Below are 21,984 nucleotides of genomic sequence, written 5' to 3'. Positions count from 1 at the left end.
ACGCGCGGGATCATCAGTGCCCCGGGCGGAGGTCGGTGAGCCAGGGAACTCCGGAGTTGGCCGTCGTGGCCGCCAGGCCGGTGAGCCCCTTGGCGTGGTAGTAGCTCAGTGGCGCGCCCACGACCGGAAGTGCCCATGCCTGGTTCACGAGGCGGGCGTTGATCTGCTTCTGCAGCCCGGCGCTGTCCTTCTCGTCCGCTGCGAAGTAGCGCTTGTACAACGCGTCGAGCTGGGCGTCAGAGGTGTGGAAGGGGTTGAACGGGCCCTGCGGGTTGACATATCCGGTGTGCAGCGTGGCCATGTTGGCCAGGCCGTAACCGACCGCGGTCGCCGGGTACTTGCCCGACGTCATGGCGACGAAGTAGTCGTTCGCGCTCGCCTTGGTGGTGATCTTGAGTGTGACACCGACCTTCGCGAGCTGACCGGAGACGGCCTGCACCATCTTGTCGAGCCCGACAAGATTGGCGCTGAGCACGGGAAGCGTGAAGCCGTTCGGGTATCCGGCCTCGGCCAGGAGGCGCTTGGCCCGCTTCGGGTCGTACGGATCGGCGGCGTCGAGGGACGCGTCGTACCCGGCCTGCCCGGGGAGCGCGTACTGGCTGAGGGTCAGCTTCTCGTTGCCGTACAGCGCCTTGGCGATGGCCTTGCGGTCGACCGCGTCGTTCAGTGCCTGCCGCACCCGGACATCGCCCAGCGGCTTGCTCAGTTTGCCCTTGCGGTCCACCAGGTTGAGCCCGGTCAGCGCCTGCGGCGGGGCCGTGACGGTAAGTCCGGCGCCCGCGGCCGCCTGCAGCGTGGTGGCATCGCCGAGCGCGGCCTGGACCTGCCCGGCCCGCATCGCCTGGATCATCGACGACGAGTTGGGGATGACCCGGATCGTGACCTCCTTCCAGTGCTGCCGGCCCTTGTTCCAGTAGTGCGGGTTACGGACGAAGGTGTAGTGGTCCGCGGCGACCGTCCGGCCGGCGTCCAGCATGTACGGGCCGGCTCCGGCCGTGCCGTTGTCGAGTGAGGCGGGCTTACCGACCGCCTTCGGGCTGGCGATGTTCCCCGCGCCGAACGCCTGGGCGAAGCAGAACGTCAGGTTGGGATCGGAGGCGCCCAGTTCGAGCCGCACGGTCAGAGGCCCGGTGACCTCGATGGACTGCACATTGGCCAGCATGGCGGCCGTGGAGCCGCGCTTCTCAGACCTCTCGTAGTCCAGGTACGTCTTCAAGGCCTTGGCGTCGAGGGCTGTGCCGTCGCTGAACTTGACGCCCTTGCGCAAGGTCAGCGCGTAGGTGCGGTTCCCCTTCCCGATGTAGCCCCACTTGACCGCGAGACCGGGGCCGAAGCTTCCGTCGCCTCGCATGACCACCAGCGGGTCGTACGCCCACTGGTAGAAGGAGGTGTAGGCGGGGTCACCGACGCCGGGGTTGAGACTGGGCGGCGACGTGGGGGAGCCGAAGGTGAGCGCCTCACCCAAGCTCTGGGCACTGCCCTTCGAGGATGCGCCCCCGGAGCAGGCGGTGAGGACCAGTGCCGCGGCGACAGCTGCGGCGAGTGCCGCGCTGCGGTGCGGCCGGACGGCCGGGATGATGCGATGGAACAGAGGGTCGGGCACGTTCTTCTCCAGGCGGCTCAGGAGTGCATCGATTTAGCGCGAGAAAAGTGCGTCTGAGTGGCCGGCATGTTCAACCGGCGGCAGGACGAAGGGGGTTGCTCGCACGAGCACGCACGAGGCGTTCACGGCTCCACGAGCTTGTGCCGCTTCCCACGGTGGCGGGTACGCGGTGTACGGTGCTTAAAGGTTTTAGCAGGATGCTCCACAATGGATGCGCTGTCTACCCCCGAAAGAGGGGCGTCGATGATGCCGACCGGACGACGCACGTCACAGATGGAGGAACACATGCCCAAGCCGCGGGTGACGCTGGCCGACGTGGCCCGGCGCGCCGGTCTGTCCACGACCGCGGTCTCTTTGGTGCTGAACAAGCGGAAGGGCACACGCCTGTCCGAGGACGCACGGCAGCGTGTCCTCGCCGCCGCCGAGGAACTGGGCTACCGCCCCAACGCCATGGCACGCAGCCTGCGCACCCGCAAGAGCGCCACCATCGCCTTCGTGTCGGACACGGTCGCCACCACGCGTTTCGCCGGGGACATGATCCGCGGAGCCCTCGACGCCGCACGGGACCAGGGCCATGTGCTGCTCATCGCCGAGACCCAGGGTAACGCCGACCTCGAGCGGGAGGCGATCGAAGCGATGCTGGACCGCCAGGTCGACGGCGTCGTCTACGCCGCCATGTACAGCCGAAGGCTCTCGGTTCCTCCGGAGCTCCTGGCCCATCCCACGGTGCTCCTCAACGCCACCTCAGACGACCCGCTGGTCTCCGTACTGCCGGCGGAGGAACAGGCGGGGCACACCGTGGCCACCGCGCTGGTCGATCACGGGCACCGGCGGCTCGCCGTCATCGGGCGATCGCAGGCGAAGGAACGTGACCCGAGCGATTCGATCGCGGCGGGACTGCGACTGCGCGGCATCCGACGGGCTCTCGCCGACCGGCGGCTGCGACTCATCGCCTCCGCGCACACCGAGGAATGGGAGCCGTCGGACGGCTACCAGGCCATGACCGCACTGCTGGAGCGCCCCAACCCTCCGTCGGGCATCGTCTGCATGAACGACCGGCTGGCGCTCGGCGTCTATCAGGCGGTGGCCGAGGCAGGGCTGCGTATCCCGGCTGATGTCTCGGTCGTCTCCTTCGACGACGACCCCCTCGCCGCCTGGCTCCGCCCCGGCCTCACCACAGCCGCCCTGCCCCACGAGGAGATGGGGCGTCTGGCCGTCCAACTGGTCCTCGACCCCGATCCCGGTCCGGGCGTGCGCTGGGTTCCGATGCCGCTGCGTGAGCGGGCGTCCATCGGCGCCGCGCGGCCCTGACGGATGTGTCAGTCGCCTGTACGGGGCGGCGTCGCACCGGCCACGGAGCAGGTCAGGGCCGCGATCCGGGCAGCGTAGGTGCAGGCGTCGGTGAGGTCTTCCAGGCTCAACTTGTCGAGTCTGCCGCCGAGTTGGCCGAGCGCCGCGAGGCGATGGAGCAGTCCGGCGGTGAAGGAGTCCCCTGCTCCGACGGTGTCGACGACGTCGACCGGTGGGGCGGGGACTGTGACGCGGCTGCCGTCGAGGGAAGCCAGGGCACCGTGTGGGCCGCGGGTGATAACGACAAGAGGTGCACCGGCGGCGTGCCAGGTGTCGCACGCTTCCTCGGGAGTGGCGCCGGGCAACAGGTGGGCCAGGTCGTCCTCGCTGAGCCGGAGGATATCTGTCAGTTCGCACCACCGGGCCATGCGTTCGCGGTAGAGGGCCGGCGGCACGAATTGGGGGCGGACGTTGGGATCGAGGGACACGGTCGCCTGCATCCGTGCCCTGGCCAGAAGGTCCTCGATCGCGCTGCCGCCGGGCTCACGTATCAGCGCCAGGGATCCGGTGTGCAGGCAGACGGTGTCGTCGTCGAGGGCCGGGGCGAGCTCGTCGGTGGTCCACTGCCAGTCGGCGGCGCCCTCGGCGTAGAAGGTGTAGGTGGCCTGGCCGGTCTCGTCGAGGGCGGCGACGGCAAGCACGCTGGGTTCCGGTGCGCTGACGCTTCGGCTCAGGTCGACTCCGGCCTGGAGCAGGCGATTGCGGAAGAGGTCACCGAAGATGTCGTGGGAGAGCCGGGCGTGAAACCGGGTCGGAGTGCCAAGTCCGGCCAGGGTCACGGCCGTGTTGGCGGGGCCGCCTCCGGGCAGGGCGCGCAGGGCGAGTTCATCGGGTCCAGGCCCGGCAGGGTCGGTGAAGACGTCGGCCACGCACTCGCCGAGGACGGTGACACTGCCCGGGATGTCGATACGGGTCATGGTGCTTGCTCTGTTTCTGTGGTGAGGCACTCGTGGCCGAATCGCCGTTGTGCGGTTCGGTGGAGCCTGGTGGCTCGGTCGCCGAGGGCCTCAGGCCCTTCGCTCCGCGCTGCTCCGGTGGGCGGTGTCGCTGATGAGCCGCACGAACTGCGGCCACAGTGCCGGGTTGATCTCGTGTCCCAGGCCGGGGAACACGTGCAGCTCCGCGGTGCCGACTGCTTCGGCGATGGCGGTGGAGGCAGCGGGGTCGATGAGCAGGTCCGCGTCACCGGTGACGACCGTGACGGGCCCAGCGAGTCCACGTCGTAGTGCCGGGAGGCGGTCCGGCGCCTCCTGAATGGCCGTCATCTGAAGGACGTCGTCACCGAAGTACGAATCGCGCTCCGCCGCTTCCTCAGCGAGGGCCCGCAACCAGTCGGTGTCCTGGGGGTAGCCGCTGGAGGCGCACAGCGCGTTGGCTTCGAGGAATCGCTCGACCCTGTCCTGCCGGGTGAGCGGGCCGGCGGGTGCAATGTGGAGCGCCTCCGCGACGTCCTTGATGAAGGACGGGTTGGGGGCGGTGTAGAAGAGCGTGAGCGAACGCACCGACTTGGGCCAGTGGAGGGCAAGTTCCTGCGCGATCATGCCACCCATCGACTGCCCGACGATGTGGGCGGAGTCCAGGCCGAGCGCATCGATGAGGCCGGCCACATCCTGCGCCATGTCCCGCAGGGTATAGGCCCGGTCGAACCGGTCGGAGCGCCCGGCGTCACGGTTGTCCATGCGTACGACGTGGAAACCCTGCTCCACCAGGAGAGCGCAGAACTCCTCGCGCCACCCGATCATTTGGGCGCCCAGGCCCTCGATGAGGACCAACGGGGCGCGTCCGGTGTCCCCGAACGTGTCGTAGAACAGTCGCGTTCCGTGGGCGGTGGATATGTGGGGCACGGGCGGATCCCTTGTTCCATCGGTACTGCGTCGGTTCTTCGTCGCACATGGTGCTGATGGCCGTGATCGGCGCTGTGGCGGGGCGACACGGACGAGTGCGGGGCGGCGATTCGAGCCGACCGCCCCGCATCCGGACGTGTGGTCGTCAGTGGCTCTCGTCGGCAGACGACGAGTGCAGCGGAAGGCTGAGGGTGCCCGCGTGCGTGGCCCGCAGCACGTCGAGTACTTCCTCGCGCCACGCCCGTGCGCCCGCCATGATCTTCGTGAACGTGGACGACGGGTGGACGTGTCCGAGCTGGAGGGAGGACTGAGCAGGCACTCCGGCCTTGTTGAGCGCGTCGGCGTACGCCGGGCCGTTGTCGCGGAGCAGGTCGAACTCCGCGGGCATGATGTACGCCGGCGGCAGGCCGGCGAGGTTATCGGCCAGCAGCGGGGACGCGTAGGGGTGGGTAGGGTCGCCGTCCTCGCCGAGGTAGTAGCGGGCGACGCGTTCCACGTCCTGCCGGTGCAGCGCGTACTTCGTCCCAAGGTCCGGGTCGGAGTAGGAGGGCAGGCTCATGGTGAGATCGACCGGGGGCACCTCAAGGAGTTGCAGCGCGATGGCCGGACCGTTCTCGTCACGCAGCTTCAGGCAGAGCGCGGCCACGAGGTTGGCGCCGGCGGAACCGCCTCCCAGAGTGATCATGTTCGTGTCGATGCCGAGTTGCTCGGCGTGTTCGATCGCCCATTCCAGAGCGGCCTGGCAGTCCTGGAGCGGGACGGGGAACGGGTGCTCGGGCGCCTTGCGGTAGTTCACCGTGATCACGACGCAGTGCGCGCCCACAGCGCGCTCGCGCGCGATGATCTCGGTGCTGAGGCTGAGCCCCGACCCGCCGACCCATCCGCCGCCATGCACGTACATGTGGAGCGGGAGCGTCTCGTCCGCGACGGGGCGGAAGATGCCCAGTTCGATGGTGCCGCCGCCGACGGGAATGGTCTCGACGCGGCGTTCGGCGACGTCGGGACCGGGCTCGGCAACCTGGTTGATGAGCGCGTCGCCGCCCGCTGCGTCCTGGGCGCGGAAGGCGGGGAAGTCGATGTCGTCGGGCATCGGAGCGACGGGCAGGAACGGCAGGAGTACGGGATCGACGGGCATGGAAACTCCAGTTCGGGGTGCGAAAGGGAAAGAGGGGTTCAGAGGGAGGACCGCAGAGCGGCAGAGAGAATTTCCGCGCGGATGTCGTCGTCGCCGCCCGCTTGGGCGGTCTGGAAACCGAAGCCGAGGCGGAGGCCGGGGTGGGCGAAGGCGAGCTGGCCACCGGCGCCGTCGTGGCCGAAGCTGCCGGGCCCGGCCATGCCGCGCCGCGTCGAGTGGACCATGAAGCCCGTGGCCCAGATGTGGCCGGCGTCCGGCCCCAGGAACGGCTTGCCGAAGGACAAGGGCTTGCTGGCCTCGGCGATGACGTCCGAGCCGGTCAGCCGGATTCCGTCGACTTCGGTGACCGTGGCGCTGTACAGGCGTGCGAGATCGCGGGCACGGGTGACCAGGTTCGCGGCGGGGCTCTCGGTCCCGAGATACACCGAGCGGTTGGCGGCCTCGAACACGTCCGGACCGTAGGCGCTGCTCATGAAGGCACGCTCCTGCAGCTGGAGGTCCTCGACGTCGATGGGTACGCCGTCGCCCTCGTCGGCCGGATGGCGGATGGGAGCGAGATTCTCGTCTGCGGGGTCTGCGCCGTACGTCGTGGCCAGGCCGAGCGGCCCTGCGACCTCCTCGGCCAGCCACTGGGAGGGCATCTTGCCGCTGACGCGCCGCAGCACTTCGCCCGCGAGGTAGCCGAGCGTCAGTGCGTGGTAGGCGAAGTCGGTGTTGGGCTTCCACAGGGGTGCCTGTGCGGCCAGGCCGTCCACCACCGGCCCCCACGCCTTGAGGTCCTCGGGAGTGTGCTCGATGTCCGGGGCGACAAGTCCCGCGCGGTGGGCGAGCATCTGCCGGACCGTGACCCGGTCCTTGCCGTGCGTGGCGAACTCGGGCCAGTAGGTGGCGACCGGTTCGTCGAGGTCGAGCAATCCGCGCTCGGCTGCCATGAGCAGGAGGATCGTCGTGACGCCCTTGCTGACCGAGAAGACGACACTGCGCGTCTGCTCACTCCAGGGCCGACCCGGGCGGGACTCTCCGCCATGGATGTCGACGACCGGCTTGCCGTCGATCATGACCGAGCAGGCGGCGCCGCGCTCACCACGCTCAGTGAAGTTCGCGGCGAACGCGTCCGCGACGGCCCCGAACCCTGGCGCGACGTATCCCTCGACGGTGGATCCCACCGCAGCCTCCTTCTGTGCCGTTTACCCCATTACAGGGCCCCTGTGATGGGTGCTCCGTTCGAGCTAAAACCTTTTAGCGATGATTCCACCTTCCGCAGGAAGCGGAAGGTTGTCAAGCCGACGGCCAGGTGGAGTTAACTGGCTGCGACCGCGGAGGATGGAGCAATGAGCTCACGAGTCACCTTGTCCGACGTTGCCGACCGGGCAGGTCTGTCCATCACGGCCGTGTCCCTGATCCTCAACGGCAAGACCGGGACCGGGCTGAGCGACGACGCCCGCCAGCGCGTCTTCGACGCCGCGCTGGAATTGGACTACCGGCCCAACCTGATGGCCCGTGGGCTGCGGACCGAGAAGTCCGCGACGCTGGGGTTCGTCTCCGACCGCGTGGCCTCCACCCGCTATGCGGGCCCGATGATCCGCGGCGCTCTGCGCGCGGCCCGGGAACGCTCACACACCATGTTCGTCACCGAGACCGAAGGGGACCCGGCGGAGCAGAACCACGCCATCGAGGCGCTGCTGGACCGCGGCGTGGACGCACTCGTGCTCGCTACGGTCACCGGCCGCATCCAGCTTCCCGAGCAACGGCCCGGCGTACCCGTGGTCCTGCTCAACGGGGCCAGCCCTGACGGCAGCCACATATCGGTCCTGCCCGACGAGACGGCGGGCGGCCGGCAGGCGGCGGAGCACCTTATCGGCCTGGGCCACCGCCGAGTGCACCTGCTCGGCGTGCCGGTACACCTGGACGATCCCGAGCGCGTCATCACGCAGGTGCATCGGCGCATCCACAGCCTCCTGAACACGTTCCGCGACGCCGGAGTCGACGTCGTTCCCGTGTCGTACGAGCGTGAGCACTGGGACGCTGACGCCGGTTTCGACACGGCTTCGCGTGCACTCCGGGACGCCGCTCCGGTGAGCGCCGTCGTCGCACTGAACGACGCGATCGCGGCCGGCGCCTACGAGGCGTTCCGGTCGGCCGGGCTGCGCGTCCCGGAGGACGTGTCCGTCGTCTCGTTCGACGACGACGAGATCGTTTCATTCCTCCGCCCACGCCTGAGCACCGTTGCCCTGCCGTTCGAGGCGATGGGCCGGCGCTCCGTCGAGCTCGCACTGGACGGCGCCGCATCGGGTGAGTACCTGGAAGCGATGCATCTGCGCGTTCGGGCATCGACTCGTCCCGGAGCCTGAGCTCCTCCGGCCTCCCTCCGGATCCCACCTCCCTGCGGCCGCCGGGCTCCGGCCGTCATCTATTGACACGTTCCTCCCCTGGTCTGCATGCTGGCTAAATCCTTTTAGCCACGTCTCGCGGTTGGCTTGAATCCGAGCTAAAACCTTTTAGCGCGTGGCTCTTGTTCGACATCCCCGGAGAAACCGATGGAAAAGCTGGGCCTCAATGACGCGGCCACTGCCGTGCAGCCCGCACCGGACCCAGGCGCTGGATCGGTGACCGACCCGCGTGATCCGATCAAGCTCGGACGCCTGCTGACCTTCGTCTTTCCTGCGGTGACGATGCTGTACGCCGCACAGAACGCGATCGGCGCGGTGCTGCTCCCGGAACAGATCGCCGACATCGCGCCAGGGAACAAAGTCGGGGCACTGGCCACGGCGGCGACCATGGGCGCGGTGATCGGCCTGTTCGCTCTGCCCGTCGGCGGCGCCCTCTCGGACGGCACCCGGTCCCGCTTCGGCAAGCGCAACCCGTGGATCTTCGTCACCGGACTGCTCGGGACGGTGGTGGCGATCGCGCTCGGCGCGGCTCCGTCACTTGCCACCGTCACGGCCCTGTTCGCACTCTCCGCACTGGTCTTCAACGTCTACGGCGGCGCGATATCGGCCATCCTGCCCGAGCGGGTCCCCGAGACCCGTCGCGGCATCGCCTCCGCGATCTTCGGACTGGGTACCCCGGTGGGCATCCTCGTCGGCGTGAACATCGCCGGAGCGCTGAGCCGCACGGCGGCCTACTGGACGCTCGCCGTGCTGTTCGCGGCGTGCTCGGTCGTGCTGGTCATCGGCGCGAAGGAGCCGGATTGCACCGGGGTGCCCAAGCCGACGCGGGAGCGGGGGCGGGTCGAGTGGCGCAAGCTGCTGTCAGCTTTCCGCTCCCACGACTTCACCTTCGCCTTCATCTCCCGCGCGGCGTTCTTCCTCGGCTACGCGGTCGTCAACGGCTACCTGCTCTACACGCTGTCGGACTTCATCGGCGAGGAGAACCTTCCCGGGCATAGCGCCGCGACCGGCGTCAGCATCATCACGACGATCTCCACAGTGATGTGGCTGGTCATCGCCACGACGATGGGGTGGCTGGCCGACAAGCTGAACCGGCGCAAGGCGTTCGTGGCCGTCGCAGCCGTCGGGCTCGGCGCGACCATGTTCATCCCGGTCCTGTTCCCGACCTGGCCGGGCATGCTCGCCTACGGGTTCCTCTCCGGCGGCTTCATCGGAACGTACTTCGCCGTCGACCTCGCCCTGATGTCACTGGTGCTGCCGGACCCGGAGAACCAGGGCCGCGACATGGGCATCCTCACCGCTGGGCTGGCCCTGCCCGGACTCTTCGCCGGTGGCCTGGCCGGCCTGATCATCAGTTCCCCTGGCGGATACACCGCCCTGTTCTGCTTCGCCGCCGCCTGCGCGGCCATCGGCGGGATCGCCACGTGGCGTATCCGCGGCGTGCGCTGAACGGCCCTGCCACACCCGCCCGTACACACCGGACCGGGTGCGGCACCCAAGACACTCCACCCCCACTGCACGCCGCACGCCCGGCGAGCAAGCTGCACCAGCACCGACCCTGAAAGGCCCCCTCATGTTCGCTGCCACTGACCGCTGGGTCTGGGACTTCTGGCTCGCCCACCACGACGGCGTGCATCACATGTTCTATCTGCAGGCGCCCAAATCCCTTGGCGACCCCGAACTGCGGCACCCCAACGCCACCATCGGGCACGCCACGTCAAAAGACCTCGTCTCCTGGGACGATCACGGCACCGTGCTCACCCCCGGGGGCCCCGGCACCCTCGACGCGACGGCGACCTGGACCGGGTCGGTGGTGCGCGGCGACGACGGACTGTGGCGGATGTTCTACACCGGCTCCGTATGGGGCGAAGGAGGCAACACCCAGACCATCGCGCTGGCGACATCGACAGACCTGTTCACCTGGCACAAGCGCGACGACTTCGCCCTGGCCGCCGACGCCCGCTGGTACGAGCGCCGCCACACCTCATCCTGGCCGGAGGAGGCATGGCGGGACCCGTGGGTGTACTTCGGCCCGGACAAGCGCTGGCACATGCTGATCACCGCCCGTTCCCACACCGGGCCGGTGGAGGAGCGGGGAGTCATCGGCCATGCCGTCTCCGACGACCTCGACACGTGGGAGGTCCTGCCGCCGATGACCGCTCCCGGACACGGCTTCGGACACCTCGAAGTGCCCCAACTGGTCACCGTGGACGGGCGGTCCGTGCTGTTGTTCTCCACCGCGCGGGAAACCATCACCGATACCCGCGCCGAACAGGGCGGCAGGACCGGCGTGTGGTGGGCCCCCGTGACAGACGGACTGATCGATCTCGGCCATGCCGCTCCCGTGACAACAGAGGAGCTCTACAGCGGGCGGATGGCCCACGACGAGCACGGGCGATCCGTGCTCCTGGCCTTCGCGACTGGCATGGGCGCAGGACGATTCGAGGGAAAGGTCGTCGATCCGATGCGTGTCTCCTGGCACGTCGATCAACTCCACGTCGACGCTCCCACAGCGCCACGCGGCCCCTCCCTGCGGGCCGCATACAGCTGACCTCGGGCCTCAGGGAGCTGCTGCCCGGCGAGTGAACAAGACCTCAGAAGGCTCCTGCGACCGGCTCGGATGAGGCCCGCTGGGCAGCCCGTCCCGTGCGGCGATTACTGCCGAGGGGTTCTTCCCTTTGCGTTTGCTGGTGGGGATGGTCAGGTCGGGCTGGATCTGCTCCACCGGCTCGCCGTCCGCCTTGCGGCGCAGGATGGTGTGGAGCATGTCGTCGGTGATGACCGGGGGCCGGCCGCCGTGGTTGCCCGTGCGGGCCGCGGTGTCGAGCCCTTCCAGTGTGGATTCGCGGAGGGTCTCCCGCTCGGTCTCCACCATGGCGGCAAAGAAGCTGAACAGCTGCTTGCCGGAGCCGGTGGGATCGAGGATCCCAGCGAGCGGGCCGACAAGCATCTCCGGCACCAGGCCGTGCTCAGTCAGATGGTCCGCGAGGGCGGTGAGCTCCGCGGCGTCGCGTCCCAGTCGCTTCATCTCGTTCACCGCGAAGATCACCCGGTAGTGCGGGGCGTGTGCCTTGATCTCCCGAGCTGTCTTCAGCGCGGCCTCGGACTGGGGGCGGACCGTGATGCGGGTGCTGATCGTCTCGCTGAAGATCTTGTCTCGGTGGATGCCGCGCCCCGCGGGCGCGTCGAACTGCGAGTCGCGTTCCTGGCTGAGGTGCGAGTAACGGACCTAGCCGATGCGGATGTCCGTGCTCGACAGGCCCGGGTCGATGGCCGCAGGCACTGGCTTGCCGGGCCGCCACGGCTGTCCCGGGCTTCGGTCAGCCGACGTCTGGACCCGCGGCTTCTTGTTGAGCTTCGGCACCTTCGTGAAGCGGCCAGAGTGCGAGACGGCACCGGTCAGCGCGCGTGACTAGCGAGCATGCTGTAACGTTTTATCACGCGTGCTAAAACGATTTAGGTAGATCGCGTTCTGCCCTGCGCTCGGCTTGATCACCTCCGGAACAGTGCGACCTACGCACCATCGAGGCTCCGGGGCACGCCTCCCCCACATCTGAACCGTCACTACCAGGAGACACGGCATGGCCACAACGCAGTCAACCGACGCAACGACGCAGTCGACCGACCACAGCAAAGCCGGTATCACCCCCGGCATCGCGATTGCCGGAATACTGCTCGGCATCGGAAGTCTTTGGTACCTCTTCGCTGAGGCGATTGCTGCAGCGGGGTTCCCGGGATACAGCTACGCGAACAACTTCATCAGCGACCTCGGCGTTCCAGAAGTGGGCGTCGTGTTCGAAGGGCGTCACCTGGATTCGCAACTTGCGATCGTCATGAACGCGGGATTTCTCGGCCAGGCACTCGCAGTGACTCTCGCCGGTGTCCTGTTGTGGTGGTCCCTGCCCGCTGGGCGTGGCAGGAATCTCACCCTCGTCTTCGCGATCGTGCACAGTTTCGGCATCGCCCTGGTTGGCCTTGTCCACGGAAGCCCGGCGAACAATGACGCAGGTTTCATGGTCTACCACGGTCTGGGTGCGGGCATGGCCATCCTCGGGGGCAATGCGCTGGCCATCCTCGCCGGCCGGACGACCTTCCGCTCTCTCCTCGGCCCCACCCTTAGCCGAGTCAGCATTTGGCTCGGCGTGTGCGGGCTGCTCAGCGAGGTTGTTACCTTCGTCAGCAAGCAAAATGGCGTAGTGGACGGACTCGGCCTATCCGAGCGAGGAGGGGTCTACTCCATCATGGTTTGGCAGCTCATCGTCGCGGCCGTGGTGCTTCGCGCACGCAGGGTTCGCTGACATCCAAGTCCCGATGCGGCCCTTGCAGAATGAGGTTGTCCAGCGACTGCGGCTCACTGGCCGCCACCGGGAGCGTCCAGCTGGTTTCATCGAACCGCGGCGGAGGAGTCTGCCCATTCGCCGGACAACACTCGGCGGCTGGAGGAACTGAGCTTCTTCGGGGTGGCCACCGATCAGGTGACGGTCCCCGAGCCGCAACGAGCAAGGCCCTCGGGCTGTTGATCGAGATGTCTGACGTCTCAATCACGCTGCTCGGGGGCCTCGTTGGTCGTCTATCCTGCCGCACTTGACCTGCCCCATGCGGGATCAGCGAGTCCACCGCCCACGCCTACACCGGCGCGGTTATCCACCTGCTCGCCGAACGAGCACCGGGTCTGCTGAAGGTCCTACGCGAGGCCGATACTGAGTTCGTCTTGCTGGACGGCACCCTCGCCGAGGTCGTGTCCCCCCTCGTGGTGTAGCCGATCAAGGTCCGTCGCCTCCGCTTCGCAGCCGCCCGATGCGTGCCGCTGCGGGCCGTCGTACGATCACCGCTGGTCCCGGCTCGGCGAGCCCCAACGGGGCCCCCGGCGAGGCCGATTGGCGCCGCGACCTGCAGATTCCGCAGGCTTGATCGGCTACACCACTCGGCGGGACACCATCCTCGCCGAGTGCGACCGTGTCGGCGACTCGTGCGCGGACTACTCCCGCAAGCACCGCCGGCGCGGCGTGAACGTGCAGGTGGTCACCGATCCGGACGGCCGACTGCTGTGGCTCTCGCCCGTGCTGCCGGGCAGGGCTCACGACCTGACCGTCGCCCGCACTTACCGGATCATCCGCATCTGCGAGCGCCAGGGCGTCCCCATCCTGGCCGATCTCGCTTACCAGGGCGGCGGCCCCTGGCTGACCATGGGTATCAAACGCCGACCCCTGCAGGAGCTGATTGACCGGCGAATCATGATCCTTCCAGACCCGGAGCCCCTGGTAGGGCGGCCCACGCCCCGCGCAGATACACCACGAGCGCGTCACCGACCCTGATCCGCGGAACGTACGCCCTCTCCGCCGAGCCCTGTGCTGTGGCGCCACCTACGAGGCGGCCGCGCGGGAGCTTGGCATGTCCCTGTGTACCTATCGCCGCCGCGTCGCGGGACTGCTCGTCGTCCTCGACGCGGGCTCGCGATTCCAGGCCGGATTACGGGCGGGGGAACTGGGCTTGACCTGCACGTAACCGGTACTACCAAGGCTTCAAGTCAGATCAGGTACGAGTACGGAGGAGTGGTCCTGTACCGCTGGCTTCTTCCTACGTGGCGGCGTTGATGAAAATTCGCTCGGCGCAACGTCGTTGAGCGATCCAAGTTCTGCCATATCGCCGAGTGCTTCACATGCCTGGTGTGGTGCAGTGGTGGTGAGAGTAACTCGCCACAAAATGCGCCTACTTGGTCATTCCATGCGTGGCTTTATCCACAGGTAAAGCGCAGATACATCAAACCGTCTCTCATTCCTCATCGTGAGGCCGGGGCTTGATGGCCATCGCGTGCACCGACAGAGCAGGCGTTACAGCGGCTAACACAATGAGCTGGTTCGATCCTGCTGGCCGTGTCCATGGGAGGAGTTGAGCGTTCAGCCCCGTATGGGGGGCGTCGCCTTGGATCGTGCCGGATGAGTTGTGGGACAGCTTGGAGCCGCTGCTACCGAAGCGGCCGAGGCGGTTCAGGCATCCGGGACGGAAGCCGTTGCCGGACCGGGAGGTCTTGTGCGGGATCTTGTACGTCCTGCACACCGGCATCCAGTGGGAACACCTCCCTCAGGAGCTCGGGTTCGGCTCGGGGATGACGTGCTGGCGCCGGCTCCGCGACTGGAACGAGGCGGGCGTGTGGCAGCGGCTGCACGAAGTGCTCCTGGCCGAACTGAACGCGGCCGCGCGACTGGACTGGTCGAGGTGCGTGGTCGACTCCTCGCACGTTCGGGCGTCAAAAGGGGGCTCCATACGGGGCCGTCGCCGGTCGACCGAGGTCGGGCCGGGTCGAAACACCACGTGATCACCGACGGGTACGGCACTCCGCTCGCCGTCCTGCTGACCGGCGGCAACCGCAACGACGTCACTCAGCTCCTGCCGTTGCTCGACGCCGTCCCGCCGGTGCGCGGCAGGGTCGGACACCCCCGCCGCAGGCCCGACTCCCTGTTCGCCGACCGCGGTTACGACCACGACGTCTACCGCGACCAGGTCCGTGCCCGCGGCATCGTTCCCGCCATCGCCCGACGCGGAACCCTGCACGGGACCGGCCTGGGCACCTACCGGTGGGTGGTCGAGCGAACCATCGCCTGGCTACATGGCTTCCGCCGGCTCCGTATCCACTGGGAACGACGAGCCGACATCCACGAAGCCTTCCTCAAGCTCGCCTGCTGCCTGATCACCCACCGGCAACTCAGGTCATTGTGTGAGCCGCCGATAGCCGGTTAAGAACTTCGTTGGGGGTGAGGCTTCAGCCGACCAGGCGCGGCCCGCTCCAGTTGATGCCGATCACGAGTCCATCCCGGGCGGCGTCGGGCAGTACGCGATCGCACCAGGTGTCCAAGGGCATGGGCTCAAAGCGGAGCCCATGCCCCCAGATCTTTGCTGCCCTCTGGGCGCGGGGTGAGGTCGACCAGAAGGGAAGACTTCGCGTGCCGTCCGAAGAGAGGTGAGTCGGGCTTCCGTCGTCGTCCCGGACAAGCCAAACCACACCGCTTTGGCGGACGTCTCGGAAGAATGCCGCCGCTTGCGAACCGCTCTGACTCATGGCCGCCGAGCCTACCGTTCTCCACCACTCATTTCGTTAGGAGTTCTTAGCCTCGCCGGTCGGCCCGGCGGACGAGCCCAAGCTGTTCCATCTGTCCGAGGCGGCGGGTATTTCCGGCAACGCCCTGCACTCCGCCCGTCTCCGCCGCGTTTGCTCCTGATGGGACATCACTCCTGCGCAGGCGTCTGGCTCCGCGGGGCAGGCGTTCTGCTCCCCGGGGCCGGTACGCGCCGCACTTCTGGTCCGTCTGGATCGTCGCCCCCCTGGCCCTCGCCATCGTCGGCGCCCTGGCCTTCGGGCTCTACCACGGCGTCTACCACCTGCTCGCGGATGCTGCCCGCAATCAGAAGCCGGGCAAGCCGGTCAACATCAACGACGTCATCAAGACCACCGTCACCGTCCTGACCCTGGTCGGCGCCGTGCTTGCCGGTATCTACGCCTACCGCAAACAGCTCCTCGCCGAGGCCGATGCGCACCGGGCCGATGCAAGCCAGCTCGCCGACCGCTACACCACTGCCGCCGGACAACTCGGCCACGACCAGGCCGCCGTTCGCCTCGCCGGTGTCTACGCCCTCGCCCGCCTCGCCGACGACTGGCAGGAACAACGCCAGGTCTGCATCGACGTCCTGTGCGCCTATCTGCGCATGCCCTACCAACTCGACCCCGCCGCCCTCGGGCACAAGGAAGGCGAGCGCGAGGTCCGGCTCACCATCATCCGCGTCATCCGCGACCACCTCCAGCAACCAGACGCCCCCACCTCCTGGTGCAAGCACTCCTTCGACTTCACCGGCGCCACCTTCGACGGCGGCGACTTCACCGGCGCTACGTTCAGCGGCGGCAACGTCTACTTCGACCGTGCGACGTTCAGCGGCGGCAACGTCGCCTTCTTCGGCGCGACGTTCAGCGGCGGCCAGGAGCGGCGGTCTCCTGGGCATGCACACCTCTCGCTCCCGCGTCAAACACCGGCGTACAGATGGCGCAGGAGCCCTATCGTCGGTGCCCGGGCAACCGGTCATGATGAGAAAGCGATGGTCCAGGTGTGAGGTTGCTGTTCGATCCCGATCCCGATGGGGACGCCGCTGGTGCGGGTGTTGGGGGTGACGACGGTGATGGCTTCGAGGCCACCTGCGAGATTATGGTCCGTCTCACCTCCGAATACGACGAGCAACGGCGGGGGTTCGAGGCCGGCAGCCTGGACGAGTTCACGGTCGAGCAGGCGCTGGAGTACCGGCATCGTGGCACGGCGGACGGGCGGCTCGCGCTGTGGCGCGAGGAGCATGTGCGGGCGCTGCTCCTGGAGTGGCTGCCGCGGAACGTGACCGTCCTGCCGGAGGAGATCGAGGAGCACGACGCGCCCGGTGCCGTCGCCACGCTGGTGGAGTTCCTTGCCGCTTCCGGCCTGCTCGACGTCCGCTCGGACGACCCCGCCCGGCTGCGGGAAGTGGCGGAGTTACTGCGCCAGGCCCACGCGGAGGCCATGGAGGATCCTCGCTTCATGAGGCCCGCCAAGTTCTGGATGCTGACCGCGGCCCGCAGCGGTGTCGACGTGCGTGACGAGCGGGCCCTGGGCCGGTTCATCGCCGATGTCCGCACGGGGCGGGTCGAGTACGACGAGGCGGCGCTGGCCAAGGTGATGGGCAATCAGTTCCTGGGTGGGCTCTTGGGTGCGGGGCCCGATGGCCACAGCCTGCTGGAGGGGCGGACGCTGCCGCTGTCGGTCGTTGATCTCGGCGACGAGGAGGCCCTGCGCGAGGCGGCTGCCGGCGTGGACATCCTCGGGCAGCTGGCCGAGGTGGCCAGGTGGCTCGGCAAAGAGGGCCGGCCGCTCACCAAGACCGGCCGGCTGAAGACCGCCGACGCCCTCGAACTCGCCTGCCATCTGGGCACCGACCGCGGCTTGGGCGCGGCTGCGGGGCCGCTGAAGCATCTGGCCGGCGACGGCTTCGACCACATCCGCCGCGCCGATCAACTCCCCTACCTGCGGCTCCTGGTGGAGTGGGCGCGCGAAGCCCGCCTGGTGCGGGCGTACCGCGGCCGTCTGGTCGCGGTCGCTGGCGCCCGTACCGTACGCGAGGACCCGCTCGCACTCGCCGCCCGCGCGCTCACCGCCCTTCCCGCCCTGCGCGATTCGCTGCTCATCGGTCCGGTGTGGGACGTCCCCTCCCGGCTCCATCCGCGCTTCGACCTGCTGCTCACCGACCTGTTGGCCGCGCTGTACGGCATGCCGGCCGGCACGCCCTGGCCGATGCTGTGGCGTACGGTACGGGCGGGGCACCTGGACGACGACCGGTGGCCGGGCGAGGGAGAGGACACATACTCCCCGGCGGAACTTCGCGTGGTCCTCGACCTGCTCGTACGCACCGGGGTGATCGCCTTCGAACGCGGGCCGGTCGACCCCTCGGTCCTCGATGGCCTGCGATCCCTGGCCGCAGAGGACGGGAGCACCGGGCCTGCCGCGCTGCTCGGCGCCGACGACCCCGACGGCGCCGCACACCTCCGCGAACTCCTGCGCTCGTGCGAGGGCGACGACGTCGAGCTCCTCCGGCTCACCCCGCTCGGCACATACGCGGTCCGCGAGCTGCTCACCTCGCTGGGCCGCTCCGCCCCGGCCCTCGGAGACCTGCGCACGGCCGACGCCACCACCCTCCTCGCCACCCTCTTCGACGAGTACGACGACCAGCACACCCGTACCGAACTGGCCGGCTGGATCGAGGCGGCCGGCGGCTGGGACACCGCCCGCCCGGCCCTCGCGGACGCGCTGAAGCGGGTGCGCCTGCACGCCCGCCGCAACGGCCTGCTGCGGATGCTGGTGGCCGAACTGCCCGACGGATACGGCCCGGACCTGCTCCGCCACCTGCGTACCGACCCCGAACTCGCTCCCAGCGCCCTGTTCGTCGGCCAGGAACAGGCGGCCGAGGCGACGCTGCTCGCGGACAAGGCGACCGAGCACGGCCCGGACGGCATGGAAGACATGGACGACCGCGAGTACGCCCTGGCCGCCACCGAGAGCCTGCTGCTCATGCGCGAACTCGACGGCGAGACTGGGCTGTTGGATGCCGTCGGCCACACCAGAGCCGACGCCGAAACCCTCACCACGATGCTCCGCGTCGCCCAGACCTCAGGCCACCCGGATATCTCCGGCCTCGAACGCCTGGCGGCCATCGACGTGGCAGCCCTGCGCGCCCGCTCCTCCCACCTGGGCCGACTGCGCGCGGATGCCGCACGCAAGCGGAAGAGCGGCAGCGCCAGGAAGAAGGGGAAACGGAGGAAGCGCCGCTGATACGAACTGGTGCCGCCGCTGCTCTCTCGAGCGGCCCGGCCGATGGGATGTGCTGGACAGGCGCGTTCGGCGACGCTATGCGGGTGGGGAACTCAGTTCTCGTACGCGTCCGGGTCGAAGCTGTCGTACGGATCTTCCTGTACGGATCCTGCTTCGCCGTACTCCTTCTCGTACGGGTTCTCGGCCGCGGCCCGGCGTCCCATGGCATCGGACCAGTCGCGGGCCCAGGTGCGCAGGTCGGCGATGGTCTGTTCGTCGAGTCCGTACGCGGCGAACTCGGTGTCGTCGATCCAGTCGGCGCCGACCAGGCGCGCCTGGAGTTCGGCGGCGCCGAAGAGGGTGTCGGGGCGGGCGTGGCGGCGGCCGAATTCTTCCAGGTCGGCGGTGGTCCAGCGTTGGGAGGCGGCGTAGACGTCGATGAGGTCGCGGGCGGCGCCGCGTTCGGCGATGGCGCGGACCTTGGCGCCGATGACGTCCTGCTCGGACAGGACGGGACCGTAGGAGGTCGGGACGGTGGGGTGCCAGAAGACCTCCTTGAGGATGTCGACCTCGCACTCCTGACCGCTGTCGGGATCGGTGACCAGGAAACGGGCGGAGAGCGGGGAGACCTCGATGGTCTCGGCCCGCCATCCGAGCCGGACCAGACCGCCGACCAGGTCGTGCGCGATGTCGGCCATGGGGGCGGGGTTCTGGGTGGCGACGTCCCGGTCCTGGCTGGGGCGGTCGACGAGTTGGTGAGCCTGGACGGCGTAGCCACCGGTCAGCACCAGCGGGTAGGGCGAACCGAGGGCGAGGACGTCTTCGAGGAGCCGGGCGTGCAATTCCGGCATCGGTGGTTTCTTCACGCGGCGGTGGTCCGGCCGGCTTCACGCAGTTCGGGGAAGGCGCCCTCCCAGGCGTCACGGACGGCGGTGCCGATCAGGGTGCGCAGAGTCGGCCATAGTTCGATGAGCAGGTCGGCGTCGAGGAAGCGGCACAGGTCCTCGCGCATGCCCTCGGACAGCACCGTGCGGTACAGGCTCATCCGCAGCCGCGGCCGGTCCAGGTCGAAGGAGCGCAGCCCGGACCAGGCCACCGTCAGCGGCAGCTCGACCACACCGTGCACCGGCCCGCGCAGTTCGTGCAGGGAGCCGGGCAGCCGCCGGACGAACTTGATCCGGTACGGGTTGGTGACGCCCGGGGCGAGTGCGGCGGCTTCGGAGAGCGACATGGGGTCGATTATCCCTGATGGAGGTCCGCTGGCGGGAACGCTCGGACGTTCAGGTCCAGCTTGCTCGGGAATCTGGTGCAGCGGGCACAGGCTTCCGTGGCCCTCTGCGCCAACGCGCGGTACGACTGGCAGTGCACCTCCATCATGGCTCCGGAGTGAGGCGGGGGAGGGCCGGAGTGGCGGTCGGTCCGCCCGCCGTGACGCTCGTGGCCCCTGTGAGCCCGTCGGCGAGGCGGAAAAACCATGGTTGACCTGCTGTTTTCCCTGCTCCCGTCCAGGCCGACACCTTCCCGATGACGCATCACGTGGAGTGCGTGGCGATTCTGGAGCCGGCGGCTAAGGGGTCCTGACCTGCGGCTTCGTGGGCAAGCAGGCGGCGTTTGCCGAGGCGCGCAGTGGTCATGAGGCGCCGGTCGCCGCCTGCGGCGCACCACGAGGTGGTACGGCGCAGGCGGCCGCCTGGTCATGAGGTCGGGCGCGCCGAGCCTTGACGCGCGACGCGACGCGACGGCGCTAGTTCTGCGTCCAGACCTGGTTGGGCTGTGTTCCGCCGCCGTAGCAGTCCCATATCTGCAGGAGCGCGCCGTTGGCGGAGCCGCCGGCGTCCAGGCATTTGCCGGACCGGGGGTTGGTGACGGTGCCGTTGGCGTTGAACTGCCACTGCTGGGCGCTGGTGCCGTTGCACGACCACAGCTGCACCTTGGCGCCGTTGGCCGTGGAACCGGAGGCCACGTCCAGGCACTTGCCGGACTGCGGGTTGACGAGGGTGCTGCCGGTCCGCTTCCACTTCTGGTTCGAGCCGGTTCCGCAGTCCCACAACTGAACGGGGGTGCCGTCGGCGGTGCCCCAGTCCTTCAGGTCAAGGCAGCGGCCGCTCTGCTGCCCGGCGATGGTGCCCAACTCACCGCCACCGCCTCCGCCACCGCCGTTGGAGTCGTAGGAGAAGGAGTTCACGGCCAGGCCGGGGCCGCCGACCCAGGGCTCGAAGCCGAACTGCACGCTGGTCATGTACCACGCCGACGAAAGGTAGTTGCGGCTGATCGAGTCGTTGGTGAAGTCCTTGATGTTCACCGTGATCGCGTGGGTGGGCTGCTGTCGGACGTAGGAGACGGTGTTCCAGCCGACGCCGTTGTTCTGGCGGCCGTACCAGACGTCCCAGTTGGCGTTCTCGATCCAGACCGTCCCGACCTTCGAGCCGAACGGCGTGGGCGACCCGGAGTGGTTGGCCCAGATCATCATCTCCTCGCCGTTGTTCTGGCCCGACGGGTCGGCGCCGGTGTCGAACCAGATGTCGTAGGCGGCGTCCCACTGCCCGTCGGCGGTGGAGAAGTCGACGCTCGACTGCGGGTTGCCGAAGGCCGACACCTGCAGCGGCAGCCCGTTGCCGCTGGAGCAGTTGCCGTAGTGGCAGCCGGCGTAGATCGACGGATACGCCGCCGGAGCGCCGCCGGTGCCCACGTCGTGCCAGCCGGTGGTGACCTTGAAGCCGTTGTCCCACACGTCGATGCACTGGGGGATCGAGTCACCCCACTCGTTGTTCTGGACGACGTACTTGCCGCCCGAGACCTTCATGCTGTCCGTCTTGCCGCAGAGGGTGGTGTTCGCGGACGCCGGTGAAGCGCCGGTCAGCGAGAGGGCGACCAGGAACAGGGCAGCCACGAATGCCGCGACTGCCGCGGAACCGCGGCGCGGACGGAGATGCGGGCTTCGGCGCTGCTTCCCGCGCGGTTCGAGGTGTGGTTCGAGGCATGGCTTGAGGCGCGATCCGTTCATGGGAGTCCTTTCGATCGCCGGGTGGCTTCTGCGGCACCCGGTCGGTGGGGGGATGGATCCGAAGATGTGGGAGCGCTCCCATATGCGGCAACGCCGACGCCGGAATCTTCCGGAAATGAAATGAGGGGCCTCGGGGCAGGACGGCCCAGCAGAGCCGTCCCCGAGGGGGAACCCGTACACGGCATGCGAGCTCGCCCAGCTCACTCACGCCGCGACAAATGAAGCCAGCGAGGTTGATGGGGTGTCAAGCGGTGTGCGTGCGTTCACTTTGTGAAGGCGACGCGGGATGCTTCCGACGGGCGCGAACGGGACGATCGTGCGCCGCTTTTCCGGCGAGACGGC

General features: G+C 68.6%; 17 protein-coding genes and 4 pseudogenes. 11 read left to right on the top strand and 10 right to left on the bottom strand.

What is annotated here, in order from left to right; genetic code table 11:
• Positions 1–13: 13 nt before the first annotated feature.
• Complete coding sequence (locus ACN6LB_RS09985) at positions 14–1,603, bottom strand: ABC transporter substrate-binding protein (protein WP_445025487.1); 1,590 nt, start codon at positions 1,601–1,603, stop codon at positions 14–16.
• Between the two features lie 285 nt (positions 1,604–1,888).
• On the opposite strand from ACN6LB_RS09985, the gene ACN6LB_RS09980 reads away from it, so the two are divergent.
• Positions 1,889–2,914 carry a LacI family DNA-binding transcriptional regulator gene (locus ACN6LB_RS09980; protein WP_445025486.1) on the top strand — a complete coding sequence of 342 codons (1,026 nt, stop codon included), beginning with the start codon at positions 1,889–1,891 and terminating at the stop codon, positions 2,912–2,914.
• Between the two features lie 8 nt (positions 2,915–2,922).
• Here ACN6LB_RS09980 and ACN6LB_RS09975 read toward each other — a convergent pair whose 3' ends face one another.
• From ACN6LB_RS09975 to ACN6LB_RS09960, 4 genes are all read right to left on the bottom strand, one after another.
• Positions 2,923–3,870 (bottom strand): carbohydrate kinase family protein, encoded by a 948-nt coding sequence (locus ACN6LB_RS09975; protein ID WP_445025485.1) that lies wholly within the window; start codon positions 3,868–3,870, stop codon positions 2,923–2,925.
• A 90-nt stretch (positions 3,871–3,960) separates the two neighbouring features.
• Positions 3,961–4,797, bottom strand: a complete 837-nt coding sequence (locus tag ACN6LB_RS09970) for an alpha/beta fold hydrolase (protein WP_445025484.1) — start codon at positions 4,795–4,797, stop codon at positions 3,961–3,963.
• 145 nt (positions 4,798–4,942) lie between these two features.
• The gene (locus tag ACN6LB_RS09965) at positions 4,943–5,932 is read right to left on the bottom strand and encodes an alpha/beta hydrolase (RefSeq protein WP_445025483.1); all 990 of its coding nucleotides are present in this window, start codon (positions 5,930–5,932) and stop codon (positions 4,943–4,945) included.
• Between the two features lie 38 nt (positions 5,933–5,970).
• Positions 5,971–7,098: a serine hydrolase domain-containing protein gene (locus ACN6LB_RS09960; RefSeq protein WP_445025482.1), complete on the bottom strand. Its 1,128-nt coding sequence runs from the start codon at positions 7,096–7,098 to the stop codon at positions 5,971–5,973.
• A 165-nt stretch (positions 7,099–7,263) separates the two neighbouring features.
• Here ACN6LB_RS09960 and ACN6LB_RS09955 point away from each other — a divergent pair, with 165 nt between their 5' ends.
• From ACN6LB_RS09955 to ACN6LB_RS09945, 3 genes are all read left to right on the top strand, one after another.
• Complete coding sequence (locus ACN6LB_RS09955) at positions 7,264–8,283, top strand: LacI family DNA-binding transcriptional regulator (protein WP_445025481.1); 1,020 nt, start codon at positions 7,264–7,266, stop codon at positions 8,281–8,283.
• Between the two features lie 186 nt (positions 8,284–8,469).
• Positions 8,470–9,771, top strand: a complete 1,302-nt coding sequence (locus tag ACN6LB_RS09950) for an MFS transporter (RefSeq protein ID WP_445025480.1) — start codon at positions 8,470–8,472, stop codon at positions 9,769–9,771.
• Between the two features lie 124 nt (positions 9,772–9,895).
• Entirely contained in the window at positions 9,896–10,873 is a 978-nt protein-coding gene (locus ACN6LB_RS09945; protein ID WP_445025479.1) for a glycosyl hydrolase family 32, read from the top strand.
• 9 nt (positions 10,874–10,882) lie between these two features.
• Here ACN6LB_RS09945 and ACN6LB_RS09940 read toward each other — a convergent pair.
• A pseudogene (locus ACN6LB_RS09940) lies at positions 10,883–11,536 on the bottom strand (recombinase family protein); the annotation flags it as partial.
• Positions 11,537–11,903: 367 nt separating this feature from the next.
• Between ACN6LB_RS09940 and ACN6LB_RS09935 the strand changes: the two are divergent.
• The 5 genes and pseudogenes from ACN6LB_RS09935 to ACN6LB_RS09915 all read left to right on the top strand — a co-directional run bounded on the left by ACN6LB_RS09935 (position 11,904) and on the right by ACN6LB_RS09915 (position 15,060).
• Positions 11,904–12,620, top strand: coding sequence for a DUF998 domain-containing protein (locus ACN6LB_RS09935; RefSeq protein WP_445025478.1), 717 nt, complete (start codon positions 11,904–11,906; stop codon positions 12,618–12,620).
• A gap of 302 nt (positions 12,621–12,922) precedes the next feature.
• Positions 12,923–13,048, top strand: a pseudogene (locus tag ACN6LB_RS09930) (helix-turn-helix domain-containing protein); the annotation flags it as partial.
• Positions 13,049–13,253: 205 nt separating this feature from the next.
• Positions 13,254–13,541 (top strand): annotated as a pseudogene (locus ACN6LB_RS09925) (transposase family protein); the annotation flags it as partial.
• Between the two features lie 109 nt (positions 13,542–13,650).
• Positions 13,651–13,827, top strand: a pseudogene (locus ACN6LB_RS09920) (DNA-binding response regulator); the annotation flags it as partial.
• A gap of 421 nt (positions 13,828–14,248) precedes the next feature.
• Positions 14,249–15,060, top strand: a protein-coding gene (locus ACN6LB_RS09915; RefSeq protein WP_445025507.1) for an IS5 family transposase whose coding sequence is annotated in 2 segments (ribosomal slippage) — positions 14,249–14,585 and positions 14,585–15,060 — 813 coding nt in all. Because the reading frame shifts where the segments join, the coding sequence is not laid out codon by codon here.
• A 22-nt stretch (positions 15,061–15,082) separates the two neighbouring features.
• On the opposite strand, the gene ACN6LB_RS09910 is transcribed toward ACN6LB_RS09915, so the two are convergent.
• Complete coding sequence (locus ACN6LB_RS09910; RefSeq protein WP_445025477.1) at positions 15,083–15,379, bottom strand: DUF2750 domain-containing protein; 297 nt, start codon at positions 15,377–15,379, stop codon at positions 15,083–15,085.
• A gap of 419 nt (positions 15,380–15,798) precedes the next feature.
• Between ACN6LB_RS09910 and ACN6LB_RS09905 the strand changes: the two genes are divergently transcribed.
• Both ACN6LB_RS09905 and ACN6LB_RS09900 read left to right on the top strand, forming a co-directional pair.
• Positions 15,799–16,422, top strand: a complete 624-nt coding sequence (locus ACN6LB_RS09905; RefSeq protein WP_445025476.1) for a pentapeptide repeat-containing protein — start codon at positions 15,799–15,801, stop codon at positions 16,420–16,422.
• A 92-nt stretch (positions 16,423–16,514) separates the two neighbouring features.
• Positions 16,515–18,659, top strand: coding sequence for a hypothetical protein (locus tag ACN6LB_RS09900; RefSeq protein ID WP_445025475.1), 2,145 nt, complete (start codon positions 16,515–16,517; stop codon positions 18,657–18,659).
• Between the two features lie 92 nt (positions 18,660–18,751).
• Here the strand turns inward: ACN6LB_RS09900 and ACN6LB_RS09895 are convergent, their stop codons facing one another.
• The 3 genes from ACN6LB_RS09895 to ACN6LB_RS09885 all read right to left on the bottom strand — a co-directional run bounded on the left by ACN6LB_RS09895 (position 18,752) and on the right by ACN6LB_RS09885 (position 21,528).
• The gene (locus tag ACN6LB_RS09895; protein ID WP_445025474.1) at positions 18,752–19,489 is read right to left on the bottom strand and encodes a nucleotidyl transferase AbiEii/AbiGii toxin family protein; all 738 of its coding nucleotides are present in this window, start codon (positions 19,487–19,489) and stop codon (positions 18,752–18,754) included.
• An 11-nt stretch (positions 19,490–19,500) separates the two neighbouring features.
• Complete coding sequence (locus ACN6LB_RS09890; protein WP_445025473.1) at positions 19,501–19,869, bottom strand: hypothetical protein; 369 nt, start codon at positions 19,867–19,869, stop codon at positions 19,501–19,503.
• Positions 19,870–20,382: 513 nt separating this feature from the next.
• Positions 20,383–21,528, bottom strand: a complete 1,146-nt coding sequence (locus tag ACN6LB_RS09885; protein ID WP_445025472.1) for an RICIN domain-containing protein — start codon at positions 21,526–21,528, stop codon at positions 20,383–20,385.
• Positions 21,529–21,984 lie beyond the last annotated feature (456 nt).

Source organism: Streptomyces sp. SAS_270 (assembly GCF_052543295.1).
Note: the sequence above shows the minus strand (reverse complement) of the source record. Positions and strands in the feature narration are given on the sequence as shown.

What these genes read in the sequence shown, in the direction of transcription:
- ACN6LB_RS09980 (WP_445025486.1), top strand. Translation starts at nt 1,889, where the DNA reads ATGCCCAAGCCGCGGGTGACGCTGGCCGACGTGGCCCGGCGCGCCGGT.
- ACN6LB_RS09975 (WP_445025485.1), bottom strand. Translation starts at nt 3,870, where the DNA reads ATGACCCGTATCGACATCCCGGGCAGTGTCACCGTCCTCGGCGAGTGC.
- ACN6LB_RS09965 (WP_445025483.1), bottom strand. Translation starts at nt 5,932, where the DNA reads ATGCCCGTCGATCCCGTACTCCTGCCGTTCCTGCCCGTCGCTCCGATG.
- ACN6LB_RS09955 (WP_445025481.1), top strand. Translation starts at nt 7,264, where the DNA reads ATGAGCTCACGAGTCACCTTGTCCGACGTTGCCGACCGGGCAGGTCTG.
- ACN6LB_RS09950 (WP_445025480.1), top strand. Translation starts at nt 8,470, where the DNA reads ATGGAAAAGCTGGGCCTCAATGACGCGGCCACTGCCGTGCAGCCCGCA.
- ACN6LB_RS09945 (WP_445025479.1), top strand. Translation starts at nt 9,896, where the DNA reads ATGTTCGCTGCCACTGACCGCTGGGTCTGGGACTTCTGGCTCGCCCAC.
- ACN6LB_RS09935 (WP_445025478.1), top strand. Translation starts at nt 11,904, where the DNA reads ATGGCCACAACGCAGTCAACCGACGCAACGACGCAGTCGACCGACCAC.
- ACN6LB_RS09910 (WP_445025477.1), bottom strand. Translation starts at nt 15,379, where the DNA reads ATGAGTCAGAGCGGTTCGCAAGCGGCGGCATTCTTCCGAGACGTCCGC.
- ACN6LB_RS09900 (WP_445025475.1), top strand. Translation starts at nt 16,515, where the DNA reads ATGGTCCGTCTCACCTCCGAATACGACGAGCAACGGCGGGGGTTCGAG.
- ACN6LB_RS09895 (WP_445025474.1), bottom strand. Translation starts at nt 19,489, where the DNA reads ATGCCGGAATTGCACGCCCGGCTCCTCGAAGACGTCCTCGCCCTCGGT.
- ACN6LB_RS09890 (WP_445025473.1), bottom strand. Translation starts at nt 19,869, where the DNA reads ATGTCGCTCTCCGAAGCCGCCGCACTCGCCCCGGGCGTCACCAACCCG.